This window comes from Telluria beijingensis, assembly GCF_030770395.1.
In the GTDB taxonomy this organism is placed as follows: domain Bacteria; phylum Pseudomonadota; class Gammaproteobacteria; order Burkholderiales; family Burkholderiaceae_D; genus Telluria; species Telluria beijingensis.
In genome coordinates this window covers 1,403,817-1,419,265 of record NZ_CP132480.1, presented here as the reverse complement: position 1 = coordinate 1,419,265, position 15,449 = coordinate 1,403,817, and the positions used below count along the sequence as shown (strand labels likewise).

Sequence of the window (15,449 nt, the reverse complement as noted above, 5' to 3'; positions counted from 1 at the left end):
AATTTTCTTGCGAACTAGTGATTTGTGTAGTAAATTTACATTATTATTCTCCCGCCCTCCTCCATTTTTTGCACCGACGACCGACCATGGCCCTTTCCGATTTCGACCTCGTATTTTTTGGCGGCAGCGGCGACCTTGCGATGCGCAAGCTGCTGCCCGCGATGTACTCGCGCGACGTCTGCAATGACCTGCCGGAGAGCAGCCGCATCATCTGCGTCGGCCGCGACGAGGCGACGCAGGAAGAATTCCTGCGCATGGTCGAGACCAATTCGAAGCCGCACATCAAGGACACGGTGCACGAGGCCAGCTGGGAGCGCTTCCTGAAGCGCATCACCTACGTGGCGCTGAATGCGACCGACGTGTCGACCTATGGCGCGCTGGTCGAGGCGCTGCGCGACGATCCGGCGCTGACCCGCGTCTACTACCTGGCCACGCCGCCGCAGCTGTTCGCCAAGATCTGCGACAACCTGGCGGCGACCGGCCTCGCCACGCCGAACTCGCGCGTGGTGCTCGAGAAACCGCTGGGCCGCGACCTGGCCTCGGCGCGCCAGATCAACCTCGATGTCGGCAAGGTATTCGCCGAATCGCAGATCTACCGGATCGACCACTACCTGGGCAAGGAAACCGTGCAGAACCTGCTGGCGCTGCGCTTCGGGAACATCCTGTTCGAGCCGCTGTGGCGCCGCGAATGGATCTCGGACGTGCAGATCACGATCGCCGAGAAGATCGGCGTCGGCAACCGCCTGGGCTACTACGACAATTCGGGCGCGCTGCGCGACATGCTGCAGAACCACCTGCTGCAGCTGTTGTGCATCGTGGCGATGGAACCGCCCACCTCGATCGCGCCGGACGCCGTGCGCGACGCCAAGCTGCAGGTGCTCAGGTCGTTGAAACGTTTTACCCCGACCACGCTGTCGCAGAACATCATCCGCGGCCAGTACCGTTCGGGCTATATCGACGGCCAGCAGGTGCCGGGCTACCGCGAAGAGCCGGAAGCGCCGAAAAGCTCGCGCACCGAGACCTTCGTGGCCATGAAGGCCGAGATCGACACCTGGCGCTGGGCCGGCGTTCCGTTCTACCTGCGCACCGGCAAGCGCATGGCCGACCGCCTGGCCGAGATCGTGGTGCGCTTCAAGCCGATCCCGCATTCGATCTTCAACCAGCCGACGTCGAGCTTCCAGCCCAACAGCCTGGTGATCCGCCTGCAGCCGGACGAAGGCCTGTCGATGAACCTGATGGCCAAGACCCCAGGCGACTCGATGCGCCTCAAGCAGGCCGAGCTCGAACTCGATTTCCGCGAGCAGTTCAAGGCGCCGCGCATGGAAGCCTACGAGCGCCTGCTGCTCGACGTGCTGCGCGGCCAGCTGACGCTGTTCATGCGCGGCGACGAACTCGAAGCGGCCTGGGAATGGGTCGAACCGATCCTCGAGCACTGGGAACAGGACGACAGCTCGCCCGCGCCGTACACCTCGGGCACCTGGGGCCCGGCCTCGGCCAGCGCCCTGATCGGCCGCGACGGGCTGCAATGGCGCGAAGAAGCGCTGCCGGAAGACTAAGGCCCGAGGCCTGCTGGATACCTACCTATGCTGCTCGACTCGATCCGCACCCAGCTCGACACGCTCTCCAAATCGGAGCGCAAGGTCGCGCTCGCGGTGCTCGCCGCCCCGTCCGCGACCGTGAGCCAGAACATCACGGCGCTGGCGCGCAACGCGCAGGTGTCGGAACCGACCGTCGTGCGCTTTTGCCGCACCCTCGGCTACGACGGCTGGCACGAGTTCAAGCTCAAGCTGGCGCAAGGCCTGGCGCTTGCATTACCCGGCGCCAGCGAGGCGCCACACCAGGACGACCTGGCGTCGGACCTGATCAACAAGATCTGCAGCCGCTCGATCAACACCCTGCTCGACCTGCGCAACAATCTGAAACCCGAACTGGTCCAGCAGGCGCTCGAGATCCTGGCGCGCGCCAACAAGATCGAGTTCTACGGCCAGGGCACCTCGGGCTTCGTGGCGGCCGACGCCCAGCACAAGTTCTTCCGCTCGGGCGTGCCCACGGTGGCCTACACCGACCCGTCGATCCACTCGATCGCGGCGGCCCTGCTGCGCCAGGGCGATGCGCTGGTGGCGATCTCGCAGCGCGGCAACAACCCGGCGCTGACGCGCTCGGCCAACCTGGCCAAGGCCGGCGGCGCCGACGTCATCGTGCTGGCGCCGTCCGGCACGCCGCTGGCCGAGATGGCGACCCTGCTCATCCCGATCGACCTGGTGTTCGCGACCGATCCCTATACCCCGATCTCGGCGCGCCTGGCCTACCTGGTCGTGATCGACGTGCTGGCGGTGGGGCTGGCCCTGCGCCGCGGGCCGGAATTTCGCAAGAAGATGCAGAACGCGCAAAAGGCGCTGCAGGAATTCGACATGCAGTTCGATTCCTTCATCGGCTGACCGTGACATCCAACGCCGATGCCGACGCCTTATAAACTCTTGCTGGCCGCAATCGTCGCGGCAGGTCTGCTGTCGCTGTGCACGTTCGAGTCGCGGCTGCAGCTGCCTGCCCCGGTCGTCATGCGCAGCGTGCATGGCGTCGATGGTTTCGAAGTGCGCCACGTCGGTTTCGCGGGCGCCGGCGCGGAAGGGTTACAGCCGCGTTTCGGCCTGGACAACGCGCTGCAGGCTGGCACGCCCTTCGTGCTGTACGGCGACCGGATCTACCGGCGCGCCGGCCCCGGCGGCTTCATCGTGCGGCCGCGCGGCGATGCCCGCGCACGCTACCTGGTCGAGGAACATGCGGACCGGCCGAATAGCCACTCCGGCAACATTACCAGCCTGTCGATCAGCGACATCGAGCGCCGCGAGCTGCTCGGCCGGAAATTCCTGCGCAACAGTCCGGCCGATGTGGGGAAAGATGGGCTAGGCCAGCAGGCACTGGGTTTCGTACGCACCGTGCTGGTCGCGCCGGCGCCCGGGCTCGGCGTGGCCGGCCCTTCGTCCGGCGCGGCGCCAGCGACCCAGGCGCCGCTGCGGCCGGGCCGGATTGACCCGCCCGTGGAGGGCGGCGATGGCTGCCCGCCCAACTATTCGATCGACCGGCTCCGGCGTCCGCTGCAGTTCGATGCCGGCGCATGGGCGTTCAGGGCGCGCGCGGATGCCAGGAGCTTTGCCTGCACCGCCAATTTCATCGTGGTGGACTCGGGCAATGGCGCCCGCCTGCAGCTCGACCTGCTGGACGCGAACAGCACGCACCTGTTCCAGACCTGGGTCGCGCTGCCATTCGACGAGGACGCCACGGTCACGGTGGAGCGCTTGCGGGTCAATGGCCAGCGCCTGCAGATCGATGTGCATCGCCATCCCGGCAAGCTGCCTGATGGCAAGCCGAGTGCCCGCCAGCGCTTGCGCCTGGTGATCTCGATGGCGCCGCCAGAGGTGGCGCCACCGTCCACGCAGCCGGGCGGCAACGGCACGGACCCGGCACCGGAGAGCGCGGCCTCCGACTAGCGGACGAGGCGCCGACGGCCGCGAGCGCATTTGGGCTAGAATGCAGGGTTTATTGACACCGCACGTCAACATCATGCACATCAATCCCGAACGCAGCGACCGTCCCGACTACGGCCTCCTGGTACGCCAGGTTACCAGCGTCCTCGAGGGCGAGCGTGACCTGGTCGCCAACGCCTCCCAGTTCTCGGCCCTGGTCTATGACACCCTGTCCGATCTGAACTGGTCAGGCTTCTACTTCACGGTTCCCTCGAAAAAAGGCGAAGGCCAGGACCTGCTGGTCGGCCCGTTCCAGGGCAAGCCGGCCTGCGCCCGCATCCCCTTCGGACGCGGCGTATGCGGCGCCACCGCTGTCGAACGCAAGACCATCGTCGTGCCGGACGTGCATGCCTTCCCCGGCCATATCGCCTGCGATTCGGCGTCGGCGTCCGAAATCGTGATCCCGGTGATCAAGGACGACAAGCTGATTGGCGTGTTCGATATCGACAGCCCGCGGCCGGACCGTTTTTCGGAAGAAGACCGGGTCGGGCTGGAAGCCATGCTCGCCGCCTTCATCGCCGCCACCGATTTCTAATTGCGTCACGCCTTACCATCCAGAGACCCACCATGAACCAACTCGAACAGCTCAAGCAGTACACCACCGTGGTCGCCGACACCGGCGACTTCCAGTCGATCAAGGCCTATGCCCCGCAGGATGCGACCACCAATCCGTCGCTGATCCTGAAGGCAGTGCAGAAGCCCGAATACCGTCCGCTGCTGGAAAAAGCCATCGCCGATGCGCCCGGCGCCTTGGTCGAAGCGATCGTCGACAGCCTCCTGATCGCCTTCGGCGTCGAGATCCTGAAATATGTGCCGGGCCGCGTCTCGACCGAGATCGACGCCGCGCTGTCGTTCGATACCGAAGCCACCGTTGCCAAGGGCCGCGAACTGATCGCGCTGTATGAAAAGAACGGCGTGTCGCGCGAGCGCGTGCTGATCAAGATCGCCTCGACCTGGGAAGGCATCCGCGCCGCCGAGATCCTGGAAAAGGATGGCATCCACTGCAACCTGACGCTGCTGTTCTCGCTGTGCCAGGCAGTGGCCTGCGCGGAAGCGAACGTGAAACTGATCTCGCCGTTCGTCGGCCGCATCTATGACTGGCACAAGAAGTCGACCGGTACCGACTACCAGGGCGCCGACGATCCGGGCGTGCAGTCGGTCAAGCGCATCTACCAGTACTACCGCAAGTTCGGCTACGACACCGAAGTGATGGGCGCGAGCTTCCGCAATACCTCGCAGATCCTGGAGCTGGCCGGTTGCGACCTGCTCACCATCTCGCCCGACCTGCTGCAGAAGCTGGCCGACAGCGAGGCGCCGGTCGAGCGCAAGCTGAGCAAAGACGAAAGCATCAGCATCGAGAAGATCGCAATCGACGAAAAGACCTTCCGCTTCATGCTGAACGAAGACGCGATGGGCACCGAGAAGCTGGCCGAAGGCATCCGCGCTTTCGTGGCGGATTCGATCAAGCTCAAGCAGATGATTGAAGGGATGCGTTAAACAGCGACAGCTACACTCGCCACGTCGTCCCCGCGCAGGCGGGGACTCAAGTTTTCTCGCACAGCCACATACAGCGATCCTGGTGGCCTGCGCAAGACTTGGGTCCCCGCCTGCGCGGGGACGACGTTTTTAAGCCAGCCAAAAAATTCCAGTGTTGGATGGCGGCCGCCCAAACCGGCCCACGACATTCAACGCGCCTTCAACCCCGCCAGGAACGTATCGATCACCTCCCCACCGAGCGCCATCAGGTCGAACGACTCGAGGTCGAACAGCCAGTTGCGCAGCAGGCCGTCGAGCATGACCCACATGCCGGTGGCGGCAGTGTGCGGATCAACGGCGGCCGGCAACTGGCCGTTGGCGCGCGCCTCGGCGAACTGCGCTTCCATGCGCGCGCGCCACTCGGCCACCGCCTCGCGCTTGCGCACGCGCGCTGAGTCGACCTCTTCGGTGAACTCGGTCTTGAGGGTGGCGATCTCGAATACCCGGCGCGACTTCTCGTCGCTGACCACGATCTGCAGCACCGCCATCATCTCGTCGCGCAGGCGCTGCAAGGGGTCGGCGATCTCGCGCTCCCCGAGTTGCTTGACGGCCGTATCCATCGGCATCGTGGCGCGATCCATCATCGCGCTGAAGACAGCTCCCTTGTCGACAAAGTGCCAATAAATAGCGCCGCGCGTTACACCCGCCGCCGTTGCGATGTGCTGTAATGTTGTTCGTGAAACACCCTGCTTTGCGAACAAGATTTCTGCTGCATCAAGAATGCTGTCGCGGGTGGCCGCTGCCTCTTCCTTAGTCCTGCGAACCATTTCTTTTGAGTAACCCTCGAATTAATAGGTGCTTAAAACATTTTACATACAGTCGTGATAGTATATAAAACTATTTGCAAAAGCCAGCATTGAAATCACTTCCCATGCATATGTTGTTGACAGGAGTGTGACTTTCAGTGCGAATCACTAACTAGAAGGAAGCACAAGTAATGCGCCCTGCCCAATCCTCGTCCCCATCCCTGACCCGGGTTGCCGTCGCCACCATGGCGGCCCTGGTCCTGCTGTCCGCCTGCGGCAAGAAAGACGCGGCCCCTGCCGGCGCCGCCCCGGGCGGCCAGATGCCCGCCCCGGAAGTCGGCGTCGTCACCGCCAAATTCGAAACCGTCGCCCTGCAGACCGAGTTGCCGGCGCGCGTAGAACCGATCCGCACCGCGCAGGTACGCGCCCGTGTCGATGGCGTCGTGCTCAAGCGTTCCTTCACCGAAGGCAGCATCGTCAAGCAGGGCCAGTCGCTGTTCACCATCGATCCGGCGCCTTACCAGGCCCAGCTCGCCGCTGCCCGCGCCGACGTGGCGCGCGCGGAAGCCAACCTGGTCGCATCGCAGGCCATCGCCGAGCGCTACAAGCCACTGGTCGAAGCCAACGCCGTCAGTAAACAGGAATTCGACAACGCCGTCGCCGCCCAAAAGCAGGGTGAGGCCGAAGTTGCCGCCGCCAGGGCCCAGTTGAAAGTCGCACAGATCAATGTTGGTTACACGAATGTGAACGCTCCCATCTCGGGCCGCATCGGCCGCGCGCTGGTGACCGAAGGCGCCTTGGTGTCGGCGACCCAGTCGACCGAGCTGGCGCTGATCCAGCAGACCGACAGCATGTACCTGAATATTACCCAGTCGGCCACCGAGCTGCAGCGCCTGCGCAAGCAAGGCGGCGGCGCCGACAATGTGCCGGTGACGGTGCTGCTGGAAGATGGTTCCGAGCTGCCGACCCGCGGCAAGCTGCTGTTCTCGGACGTGACCGTCGACCCGGGCACCGGCCAGATCGTGCTGCGCGCCACCGTCGACAACAGGAACAACGCCCTGCTGCCAGGCCAGTACGTGCGCGTGCGCATCGCCCAGGCCTCGCTGCCGAACGGCATCCTGATCCCGCAGCAGGCCGTGACCCGCGGCGGCGCCCAGGGCGACTCGCTGACCGTGGTCGGCGCCGACAACAAGCCGGTGCCGCGCAACGTCACCATCGCCTCGCAGCAGGGCCAGAGCTGGATCGTTACCGGCGGCCTGAAGGAAGGCGAACGCGTGATGGTCGACGGCTTCCAGAAAATCCAGATGATGCCGCCAGGTACGCCAGTCAAGGCCGTGCCGTGGCAGCCGAAGGCCGCGCCTGCGGGCGCTGCGCCGGCAACGGCGCAGCCGGGCACCCCGGAAGCAGCCACCGGCAACCCGGCCGGCGCAGCGCCGGCGGCGACCACGCCGACCCCGAACAAGGGCACGCCGGCGGCCGGCGCCGAAGCACCGGCAACGAGCCGCTAAGCGCCGCAGTACAAGAACAGGAATAATTCAATGGCACGTTATTTTATTGACCGCCCCATCTTTGCCTGGGTGATCGCGCTGTTCATCATGGTGATCGGTGGTGTTTCCATCACCCAGCTGCCGATCGCCCAGTATCCGAACGTGGCTCCGCCCTCGATCGTGATCAATGCGACCTATCCGGGCGCATCGGCCCAGGTGCTGGAAGACTCGGTCATCTCCGTCATCGAACGCGAGATGAACGGCTCTCCAGGCCTGATCTACATGGAGTCGAGCAGCACCGCCAGTGGCGCCGGCTCGATCACCCTGACCTTCGAGACCGGCACCGATCCCGAGCTGGCCCAGGTTGACGTCCAGAACCGCCTGTCGCGCGCGGCCCCGCGCCTGCCGGCATCCGTCAACCAGCAGGGCGTGCGCGTCGACAAGGTACGCGCCAACTTCCTGCTGGTGACGATCCTGTCGTCGGACGATCCGAAGTGGGACCCGATCGCGCTGGGCGACTACGCCTCGCGCTCCGTGCTGCCCGAGATCCAGCGCATCAAGGGCGTCGGTACCGCCCAGCTGTTCGGCACCGAGCGCGCCATGCGGGTCTGGATCGATCCGGCCAAGCTGGTCGGCCTGAACCTGTCGCCGGGTGACGTCAACGCCGCGATCCAGTCGCAGAATGCCCAGGTGGCATCCGGCACCATCGGCGACCTGCCGCTGGCGGCCGGCCAGGAAATCACCGCCACCGTGGTGGTGACCGGCCAGCTGAGCACCGTCGAACAGTTCGGCAACATCGTGCTGCGCGCGAACCCGGACGGCTCGACCGTGCGCCTGAAGGACGTGGCGCGCCTCGAGATCGGCGGCCAGGCCTACCAGACTTCGGCGCGCCTGAACGGCAAGCCGTCGAGCGGCATCGGCGTCCAGCTGACCCCGACTGGCAACGCGCTCGAAACCGCGGAACTGGTCAAGACCCGCATGGAAGAACTGTCGAAGTTCTTCCCGCACGGCGTCAAGTACACCATCCCGTACGACAGCTCGAAGTTCATCAGCATCTCGATCGAGCAGGTGGTGCATACCCTGGTCGAAGCGATCGTGCTGGTGTTCCTGGTGATGTTCCTGTTCCTGCAGAACATCCGCTATACCGTCATCCCGACCATCGTGGTGCCGGTCGCCCTGCTCGGCTCCCTGGCCACCCTGCTGGCGCTGGGTTACTCGATCAACGTGCTGACCATGTTCGGCATGGTGCTGGTGATCGGTATCGTGGTCGACGATGCGATCGTGGTGGTCGAGAACGTCGAGCGCATCATGAGCGAGGAAGGCCTGCCGCCGCTGGAAGCGACGCGCAAGGCGATGGGCCAGATCACCGGCGCCATCATCGGCGTGACCGTGGTCCTGATGTCGGTGTTCGTGCCGCTGGCCTTCTTCGGCGGCGCGGTCGGCAACATCTACCGCCAGTTCGCGGTGGTGATGGTGTCCTCGATTGCCTTCTCGGCCTTCCTGGCGCTGACCCTGACCCCGGCGCTGTGCGCCCACCTGCTGAAACCGATCGAAAAAGGCCATCACGAGAAGAAGGGCTTCTTCGGCTGGTTCAACCGCAAGTTCTCGAGCACCGCCAAGGGCTATGAAGGCTTCGTCGCCAAGATCCTGCGCCATACCGGCCGCGGCATGGTGGTGTTCGCCGTCGTGGTGGGCGTGGTGGCGCTGCTGTTCACGCGCATGCCGAACTCGTTCCTGCCGAACGAAGACCAGGGTTACATCGTGCTGAACGTCCAGCTGCCGCCGGGCGCGACCCAGGAACGCACCAACCAGGTGATGACCGCGGTCGAGAACTTCACCATGAAGCAGCCCGAAGTGGCCAACATGATTTCGATCCTGGGCTTCTCGTTCTCGGGTTCAGGCCAGAACATGGCGCTGGCCTTCGTGCCGCTGAAGGACTGGAGCGAGCGCAAGGAAGCAGGCTCGGATGCGCAAGGCCTGGCCGGCCGCATCATGGGCGGCGTGAGCGGCATCCGCGACGCCTTCATCTTCGCCATCAGCCCGCCGCCGATCCCGGAACTGGGTCGCGGCACCGGCTTCAGCTTCCGCCTGCAGGATCGCGGCAGCAACGGCCACGATGCCCTGCTGGCCGCGCGTAACCAGCTGCTCGGCATGGCATCGCAGAGCAAGATCCTGACCGGCGTGCGTCCGGAAGGCCTGGAAGACGCGCCGCAGGTGCGCCTCGACATCGACCGCGACAAGGCGCAAGCCCTGGGCGTGAGCTTCACCGCAATCAATACCGCGATCTCGACCTCGCTCGGTTCGTCGTACGTGAACGACTTCCCGAACGCCGGCCGCCTGCAACGCGTGGTGGTGCAGGCCGAGGCCAGCGCGCGCATGCAGCCGGACGATCTGCTCAAGCTGAACGCGATCAACAACCAGGGCCAGGCCGTGCCGCTGTCCTCGTTCGCGACCACGCGCTGGGTCACCGGCCCGATGCAGACCCTGCGCTACAACGGCTATCCGGCGATGAGCCTGTCGGGCGACGCCGCCCCTGGCTATTCGACCGGCGATGCGCTGGCCGAGATGGAACGCCTGGCCGGCCAGCTGCCGGCGGGCTTCGCCTTCGAATGGACCGGCCAGTCGCGCGAGGAAGTGCTGTCCGGCTCGACCATGTCGATCCTGATGGCGTTCTCGATGCTGGCGATCTTCCTGGCCCTGGCCGCACTGTATGAAAGCTGGTCGATCCCGGTGTCGGTGCTGCTGGTGGTGCCGCTGGGTATCCTGGGCGCGATCCTGGCCGCCAATATGCGCGGCTTCCCGAACGACGTGTACTTCAAGATCGGCCTGGTGACCATCATCGGCCTGGCGGCGAAGAACGCGGTGCTGATCATCGAGTTCGCGAAAGACCTGCAGGCGCAAGGCAAGTCGCCGGTCGAGGCGGCGATCGAGGCGGCGCACCTGCGCTTCCGTCCGATCATCATGACTTCGCTGGCCTTTATCCTCGGCGTGCTGCCGCTGGTGATCGCGGGCGGCGCCGGCGCGGCTTCGCAGCGCGCCATCGGCACCGGCGTGATGGGCGGTATGATTACGGCTACCGTGTTCGGCGTGTTGTTCGTGCCGCTGTTCTTCGTGGTGATCCGCACCCTGTTCAAGGGCAGCGAGCGCCAGCGCAAGATCTACGCTCACGAGCAAGACAAGCCTGCAGACCAAGGAAACAAAATATGATCAAGCACCTCAAACTCGCGACGCCGCTGGCGTTGGCAATGACGCTGGCAGGCTGCCTCTCGCTGGCCCCGGACTATGAACGTCCGGCGGCCCCGGTGGCTGCCGCCTATCCCGAAACCCCGAAGGCGGCGACCGAGTCGGGCAGCCCGGTGCTGGCCGCCGCGCCGGCCACGGTCGCGTGGCAGTCGTTCTTTGCCGATGCGCGCCTGCGCTCGCTGATCGACGCGGCCCTGGCCAATAACCGCGACCTGCGGGTGGCGATCGCCAACATCGAGCAGGCCCGCGCGCAATACCGCATCACGCGCGCCGACCGCCTGCCGACCGTGGGCCTGGGCATCAGCGGCAACCGCCAGACCACCGGCGAAGACGAGCCGATCAACAGCGTCTACCAGTCGGGCCTGTCGGTCTCGCAGTTCGAGCTCGACCTGTTCGGCCGCGTGCGCAACCTGTCCGAAGCGTCGCTGGCGCAATACCTGGCCACCGAAGAGGCGCGCAAGGCCACGCAGATCAGCCTGATCTCGTCGGTCGCCAGCGCCTGGCTGCAACTGCTGGCCGACGAAGAGCTGCTGCGCATCACGCAAGACACGCTCAACACGCGCCTGGAATCGGACAAGCTGTTCCAGCTGCGTTTCGAGAACGGCGTGGCGTCGCGCCTCGAGATCCAGCAATCGCGTTCGCTGGTCGAGACGGCGCGCGCGACCCTGGCCCAGCAGCAGCGCCTGCGGGCCCAGGACATCAACCTCTTGACGCTGCTGGTCGGCGGCCCGCTTCCGGCCGACGTCAGCGCCGGCGCCACGCTGGCCAAGACGGAGCTGCCGGACATCCCGGCCGGCCTGCCATCGGACCTGCTGGCCAACCGTCCGGACATCCGTGCGGCCGAGCAGCAGCTGATCGCGGCCAACGCCAACATCGGCGCGGCGCGCGCGAACTTCTTCCCGCGCATCACGCTGACCGGCAGCGCCGGCAGCGCCAGCACCGAGCTGTCGGGCCTGTTCGACAGCGGTACCTGGGGCTGGACCTTCGCGCCGCAGGCGATCCTGCCGATCTTCGACTATGGTCGCAACAGCGCGACCCTGGGCAGTGCACGTGCCGGGCGCGATATCGCGGTGGCGGAATACGAACGTTCGATCCAGACCGCGTTCCGCGAAGTGGCGGATGCGCTGGCGGGACAGGCGACGTTCAGCGAACAGCTGCGCGCGCAGGCGGCGGTGACCGAGGCCGAGGCGGATCGTTTCAATCTGTCGGACCTGCGGTATCGCAGCGGTGCGGCGAGCCAGCTCGATTTGCTCGACGCGCAGCGGTCGTTGTTCCAGTCGCAGCAGTTGTCGGTGCAGGCGAATTTGCTGAGGTTGCAGAACCAGGTCGTGTTGTATCGCGTGCTGGGGGGTGGGTGGACGGAGCCGGTTGATCCGGCGACTGGTGCACCTGCCACCGGTGCGGCGGGTACGCCGGTGGCAGCCCGATAACCGCCATGGCGTTGCAATGATTCTACCGGGCGCTTGCGCCCGGTTTTTTTATCATTCGTTTCATCGCAAGGTGGGCTGCCTTCTACTCAACTGTAGATGAAGTTTGTCACCGTAGATGTCAACGTTGCACCACAGCTGGTCTTGTGGCCGTCGTAAGCGACAGCTTTTCCATCGATCGTATGATGCGACTCTCCTTCGATAATGGTTCCTTGGCCATGTATCGGACATATGCACTTATCACCGACACAGGCAACAGCGACGCCGCCGACGGTAAAATGCAAGGCCTTGACGCTAGTCACTTTGCCCCCGTGACTTGTTGGATCATTCAGACGGACTATATTAGGCATGTTCGTCCTCAGGATTGTTGTCGCCTCGCAATGCGCCATCTTCCGTAGAACCTGGCGTAGCAGACAACGCATTGTCATACTCAACTAGTTTCCATTTGACTGCTGCGATACGGTCAGCGTCTCCTATCAGGAATCGCCATAGGCTCACATAACCCGTGACTAAGGCTGGCGGGAACTCTTCACCTTCAGTAAAGTGCCGATGCCTATCTGCGTCCATTCGTCCCGTTTCCAGGCATTCCCACCAACCACTCCGAGGACAAGTTTCGCCAGTATTGCTGACACTACCAAGTGGCGTTTTCGGCGTAGAAAGAGTAGTAGAGGTCGCATCGCTTGCCTGGCGCAGACGGATGGTTGGAAGGATTTTATCCCAAAGGGCCAGTGCTTCTTCGTCAGTAATGCTTGGCTCGACCTTGGCTTTTACATTGCCTTCCACGCCCGAGTCAAGTCTGATATCGAGTTCGGGATGAAAAGGATCATCGATCGAGCCCATGCTATGAAAACGAAACTCATGCACTGATTTGCTCTTCTTATAACTTGGGGTTCGCGCAGCAAATTCCTCTCCTTTCCATGCAGATAGCTGACGCACCTGATCTCGCAACACTTCGATCCTTGCGAATACCGGTGCAAGTCCTGCAGCATTAGCGTGTTGTGAGGCTGATTCTCTTAACAGTCTAGGGCTATTCCCTTCAGGGAGATACATCAGATTCTTATGTGCTTCCACAGATAAATGCACATCAGGAAACTCTTTTAAGCGAATCCCGATGCGAGTACGCTCATACTGATACTGAGAAGGAACGAATCCGCCTTCTATACATATCCCTTCCTCTGAAGGAATCTCTTGGATGGAACGCAATCTCAATTTACTTGCCACCAGATTTAGCCGACTTACGATATCTTCTTTAGGCATCAAGCTAACAAAACTCTGAACAAACAAGTCATCTTCAATGGGAATAAACGACTCGGCAGAATATCCTACCCTGTCTTTAGATCCGATGACAATTTTTTGCCCAGGAACAGCACCATCAAGTATAGACCCGTATAATGGCAGTCGCTTGTAATCGCTCTCCCTCATAAATATACGTTCCTTCTCAACCTCAATTAAACTGCTATCTACAAGCTCATCAATTCTTTTCGAGTATCCCTTCGCGTATTCTATCGATGAGTCCACTTCCGTCCATCCGAATACGACCGTCGAGGCACTTGGAACACGGATTAGCATACGTCCAAAACATATCACCTTGGTTTCTTCGAACAATTTCTCAATTCTAGGTAGTGTTTTTTGCATAGTATCATCCGATCCAAGGCGAACGTGGCGATTACACCCGCCAATGAGCAAGAAAAATCCAAGAAAAATAATTGGATACGCAAGAGGTGGATTAAGAAATAAATTTCTCATCAATTTGACCATTTCATTGAGCCAACAATTTTAAATAAACTATATATCGTGGACGCCAAGACCTTTTCATCCTTGTAACTAGCTTGATGCTCATAACCAGTTTGGCGAAATATTCCCTTGAATTTTCCACTTCGAAGCTGTGCGTCAGCTGAAAAAACCGGGACTGTTTGGTCTCCTGCATCCATAGCTCCCAGCAAGCAAGCATTGAAAGCGATTGCAGGACTTCCCCCTTGTAGAATTGGCTTCTTCAACAATAGATTCCCTCTTTCGTCGTCTCTAGCGACAAGCAGATTATCGAAATCATCTATATTCACGTCCGCATCGATTTGCCATACCACCTTATGCCAGGCCGGACCCGAATTGTCTGCGCCGTAATGTGCGTAACTTTGATCGTGGTAAGTTCTTGCTATGTCCCGATGAAATTGTCTTGCTCTTTCCAGCAAAACGCATGTGTTTAAGAAACTAGAGTTTGGCAATCCTGCCGGGTTTATCCACTCTTTGCGGAGCAAGGAAAACCATTTTCCTTGAGTCTTATATATTTCATCATACGGGTCGCCGTTCTCTGGTAGGCTCTTCACGGTCTTCCCTCCCTGCCTAAGCTGGAGCCATCCGTTACCGTAATCCTCACTCGGCAGCAACTCCAATCCACCTTGAGAATTTGCTAGCACGGACGTAACATGCGATCCTCTGGCGCCTAAGATCTTTGCAGCTGTGTTATCACCTTCAAAGCCGCAACGAATACGTTTGTATGCAGTAGCAGCACCTACGGCCGGCATCACGCCATGTATGACACCTAGTACTTTATCGTTCAGCGCTCCCATTTCAGGATGGATGACTGCACGCGCCACCAATCCCCCCATTGAATGCGTTAGCAAAACTACCTTCTCGCATTGATATCCTTGTTCCTGATAACGTGAGATCAAAGCTCGAATTCTTTTCGCAATCACTACGCCAGACTCGAAATTCTCTCGCAGCCAGTTATACCCCATCGCATGAACAGGAAACCAACAACCTTTTATTGCAGATCGCATTTCATTTACCTCAACGCTTTTTAGTGGCGTACTTGGATGAACCTGCCACTTCTCTGGGGAAACAGCAGCTACGGAATTAGCCAGATAACTATCCATATATCTTTCCGAGAGGCCAGCGTTTAGTCTTATCTCACACTCCGACAGGATTGTCTTATAGCTATCAAAATACACTTCTCCCCAACCACGTTCGCGGGCTTTTTGCTCTTTACGTTTGGCATCTTTGACTCCGGGCAAATCATCCTTTAGCAATGGCCCTCCTGCTTTCCCCCAACCACCATATTGCCTTGAAAAAGCAACATCACTATTTCTATCGTCAGACGTCTCGGCTGAGTTGCCTGTAATATTAGTTTTCGGATCATACGTGTCGAGCTCTGTTGAATAAGGATCGAAACGCAACTGTCTCTCGGAAGATGTATCGTCATGAAGAGGATAGGTAGCCAGGAGGTGATCTGGTCGCCATGCAATATTATTTTCTTGGCCAAACTGGTTCTGACGCAATGCATTCATGCGTAAATTCGACCCCATTATTCCTGGAATGAATATGATGGGTATAACTCGCTTTGGTGGAATAGTTTGTATCTGCGGATTACGATCCTGCTTCGGCGTAACGAACCCTTGCGCGACCGTTCCTTTTTTTGCCTCTGGATTTACCGGCAATTTATATCCCGCGGGATTGTGAGATTTCGCCACCGCTCCTCCTTAAGGTACT

12 protein-coding genes and 1 pseudogene are annotated in these 15,449 nt (G+C 61.3%); 8 read left to right on the top strand and 5 right to left on the bottom strand.

Annotated elements, in window-relative coordinates; all coding sequences use genetic code 11:
- The first annotated feature begins 86 nt into the window (after positions 1 to 86).
- The 5 genes from zwf (at position 87) to tal (ending at position 5,021) form a co-directional block, all read left to right on the top strand.
- The gene (zwf, locus tag Q9246_RS06315; protein WP_306396315.1) at positions 87 to 1,556 is read left to right on the top strand and encodes a glucose-6-phosphate dehydrogenase; all 1,470 of its coding nucleotides are present in this window, start codon (positions 87 to 89) and stop codon (positions 1,554 to 1,556) included.
- A gap of 27 nt (positions 1,557 to 1,583) precedes the next feature.
- Positions 1,584 to 2,438, top strand: a complete 855-nt coding sequence (locus tag Q9246_RS06310; protein ID WP_306396313.1) for an SIS domain-containing protein — start codon at positions 1,584 to 1,586, stop codon at positions 2,436 to 2,438.
- An 18-nt stretch (positions 2,439 to 2,456) separates the two neighbouring features.
- Complete coding sequence (locus Q9246_RS06305; RefSeq protein WP_306396312.1) at positions 2,457 to 3,488, top strand: hypothetical protein; 1,032 nt, start codon at positions 2,457 to 2,459, stop codon at positions 3,486 to 3,488.
- Between the two features lie 73 nt (positions 3,489 to 3,561).
- Positions 3,562 to 4,059, top strand: a complete 498-nt coding sequence (locus Q9246_RS06300; protein ID WP_306396310.1) for a GAF domain-containing protein — start codon at positions 3,562 to 3,564, stop codon at positions 4,057 to 4,059.
- 32 nt (positions 4,060 to 4,091) lie between these two features.
- Complete coding sequence (tal, locus tag Q9246_RS06295; RefSeq protein WP_306396309.1) at positions 4,092 to 5,021, top strand: transaldolase; 930 nt, start codon at positions 4,092 to 4,094, stop codon at positions 5,019 to 5,021.
- 188 nt (positions 5,022 to 5,209) lie between these two features.
- Here the strand turns inward: tal and Q9246_RS06290 are convergent, their stop codons facing one another.
- Positions 5,210 to 5,626 carry a TetR family transcriptional regulator C-terminal domain-containing protein gene (locus Q9246_RS06290; protein WP_306398098.1) on the bottom strand — a complete coding sequence of 139 codons (417 nt, stop codon included), beginning with the start codon at positions 5,624 to 5,626 and terminating at the stop codon, positions 5,210 to 5,212.
- 27 nt (positions 5,627 to 5,653) lie between these two features.
- Positions 5,654 to 5,827: pseudogene (locus tag Q9246_RS06285) on the bottom strand (TetR family transcriptional regulator); the annotation flags it as partial.
- 170 nt (positions 5,828 to 5,997) lie between these two features.
- On the opposite strand from Q9246_RS06285, the gene Q9246_RS06280 reads away from it, so the two are divergent.
- The 3 genes from Q9246_RS06280 to Q9246_RS06270 are packed head-to-tail and all read left to right on the top strand — an operon-like array spanning position 5,998 to position 11,966.
- Positions 5,998 to 7,314, top strand: a complete 1,317-nt coding sequence (locus Q9246_RS06280) for an efflux RND transporter periplasmic adaptor subunit (RefSeq protein ID WP_306396308.1) — start codon at positions 5,998 to 6,000, stop codon at positions 7,312 to 7,314.
- Between the two features lie 30 nt (positions 7,315 to 7,344).
- The gene (locus tag Q9246_RS06275) at positions 7,345 to 10,500 is read left to right on the top strand and encodes an efflux RND transporter permease subunit (protein WP_306396306.1); all 3,156 of its coding nucleotides are present in this window, start codon (positions 7,345 to 7,347) and stop codon (positions 10,498 to 10,500) included.
- Positions 10,497 to 11,966, top strand: coding sequence for an efflux transporter outer membrane subunit (locus Q9246_RS06270; RefSeq protein ID WP_306396305.1), 1,470 nt, complete (start codon positions 10,497 to 10,499; stop codon positions 11,964 to 11,966). Before Q9246_RS06275 ends, Q9246_RS06270 begins: the two co-directional genes overlap by 4 nt.
- 86 nt (positions 11,967 to 12,052) lie before the next feature.
- Here the strand turns inward: Q9246_RS06270 and Q9246_RS06265 are convergent, their stop codons facing one another.
- Genes Q9246_RS06265 through Q9246_RS06255 form a run of 3 tightly spaced genes read right to left on the bottom strand, consistent with a single transcriptional unit; the run spans position 12,053 to position 15,430 of the window.
- Positions 12,053 to 12,313 carry a PAAR domain-containing protein gene (locus Q9246_RS06265; RefSeq protein ID WP_306396304.1) on the bottom strand — a complete coding sequence of 87 codons (261 nt, stop codon included), beginning with the start codon at positions 12,311 to 12,313 and terminating at the stop codon, positions 12,053 to 12,055.
- Positions 12,306 to 13,721: a T6SS immunity protein Tli4 family protein gene (locus Q9246_RS06260; protein ID WP_306396303.1), complete on the bottom strand. Its 1,416-nt coding sequence runs from the start codon at positions 13,719 to 13,721 to the stop codon at positions 12,306 to 12,308. The genes Q9246_RS06265 and Q9246_RS06260 overlap by 8 nt, the downstream gene beginning before the upstream one ends.
- Positions 13,709 to 15,430, bottom strand: coding sequence for an esterase/lipase family protein (locus Q9246_RS06255; protein WP_306396302.1), 1,722 nt, complete (start codon positions 15,428 to 15,430; stop codon positions 13,709 to 13,711). The genes Q9246_RS06260 and Q9246_RS06255 overlap by 13 nt, the downstream gene beginning before the upstream one ends.
- Positions 15,431 to 15,449 lie beyond the last annotated feature (19 nt).

Excerpts from the sequence above, each read along its gene's own strand:
- Q9246_RS06260 (WP_306396303.1), bottom strand. The coding sequence starts at position 13,721 with ATGGTCAAATTGATGAGAAATTTATTTCTTAATCCACCTCTTGCGTAT.
- Q9246_RS06275 (WP_306396306.1), top strand. The coding sequence starts at position 7,345 with ATGGCACGTTATTTTATTGACCGCCCCATCTTTGCCTGGGTGATCGCG.
- Q9246_RS06265 (WP_306396304.1), bottom strand. The coding sequence starts at position 12,313 with ATGCCTAATATAGTCCGTCTGAATGATCCAACAAGTCACGGGGGCAAA.
- Q9246_RS06280 (WP_306396308.1), top strand. The coding sequence starts at position 5,998 with ATGCGCCCTGCCCAATCCTCGTCCCCATCCCTGACCCGGGTTGCCGTC.
- Q9246_RS06310 (WP_306396313.1), top strand. The coding sequence starts at position 1,584 with ATGCTGCTCGACTCGATCCGCACCCAGCTCGACACGCTCTCCAAATCG.
- Q9246_RS06290 (WP_306398098.1), bottom strand. The coding sequence starts at position 5,626 with ATGCCGATGGATACGGCCGTCAAGCAACTCGGGGAGCGCGAGATCGCC.
- Q9246_RS06300 (WP_306396310.1), top strand. The coding sequence starts at position 3,562 with ATGCACATCAATCCCGAACGCAGCGACCGTCCCGACTACGGCCTCCTG.
- Q9246_RS06270 (WP_306396305.1), top strand. The coding sequence starts at position 10,497 with ATGATCAAGCACCTCAAACTCGCGACGCCGCTGGCGTTGGCAATGACG.
- tal (WP_306396309.1), top strand. The coding sequence starts at position 4,092 with ATGAACCAACTCGAACAGCTCAAGCAGTACACCACCGTGGTCGCCGAC.
- zwf (WP_306396315.1), top strand. The coding sequence starts at position 87 with ATGGCCCTTTCCGATTTCGACCTCGTATTTTTTGGCGGCAGCGGCGAC.
- Q9246_RS06305 (WP_306396312.1), top strand. The coding sequence starts at position 2,457 with ATGCCGACGCCTTATAAACTCTTGCTGGCCGCAATCGTCGCGGCAGGT.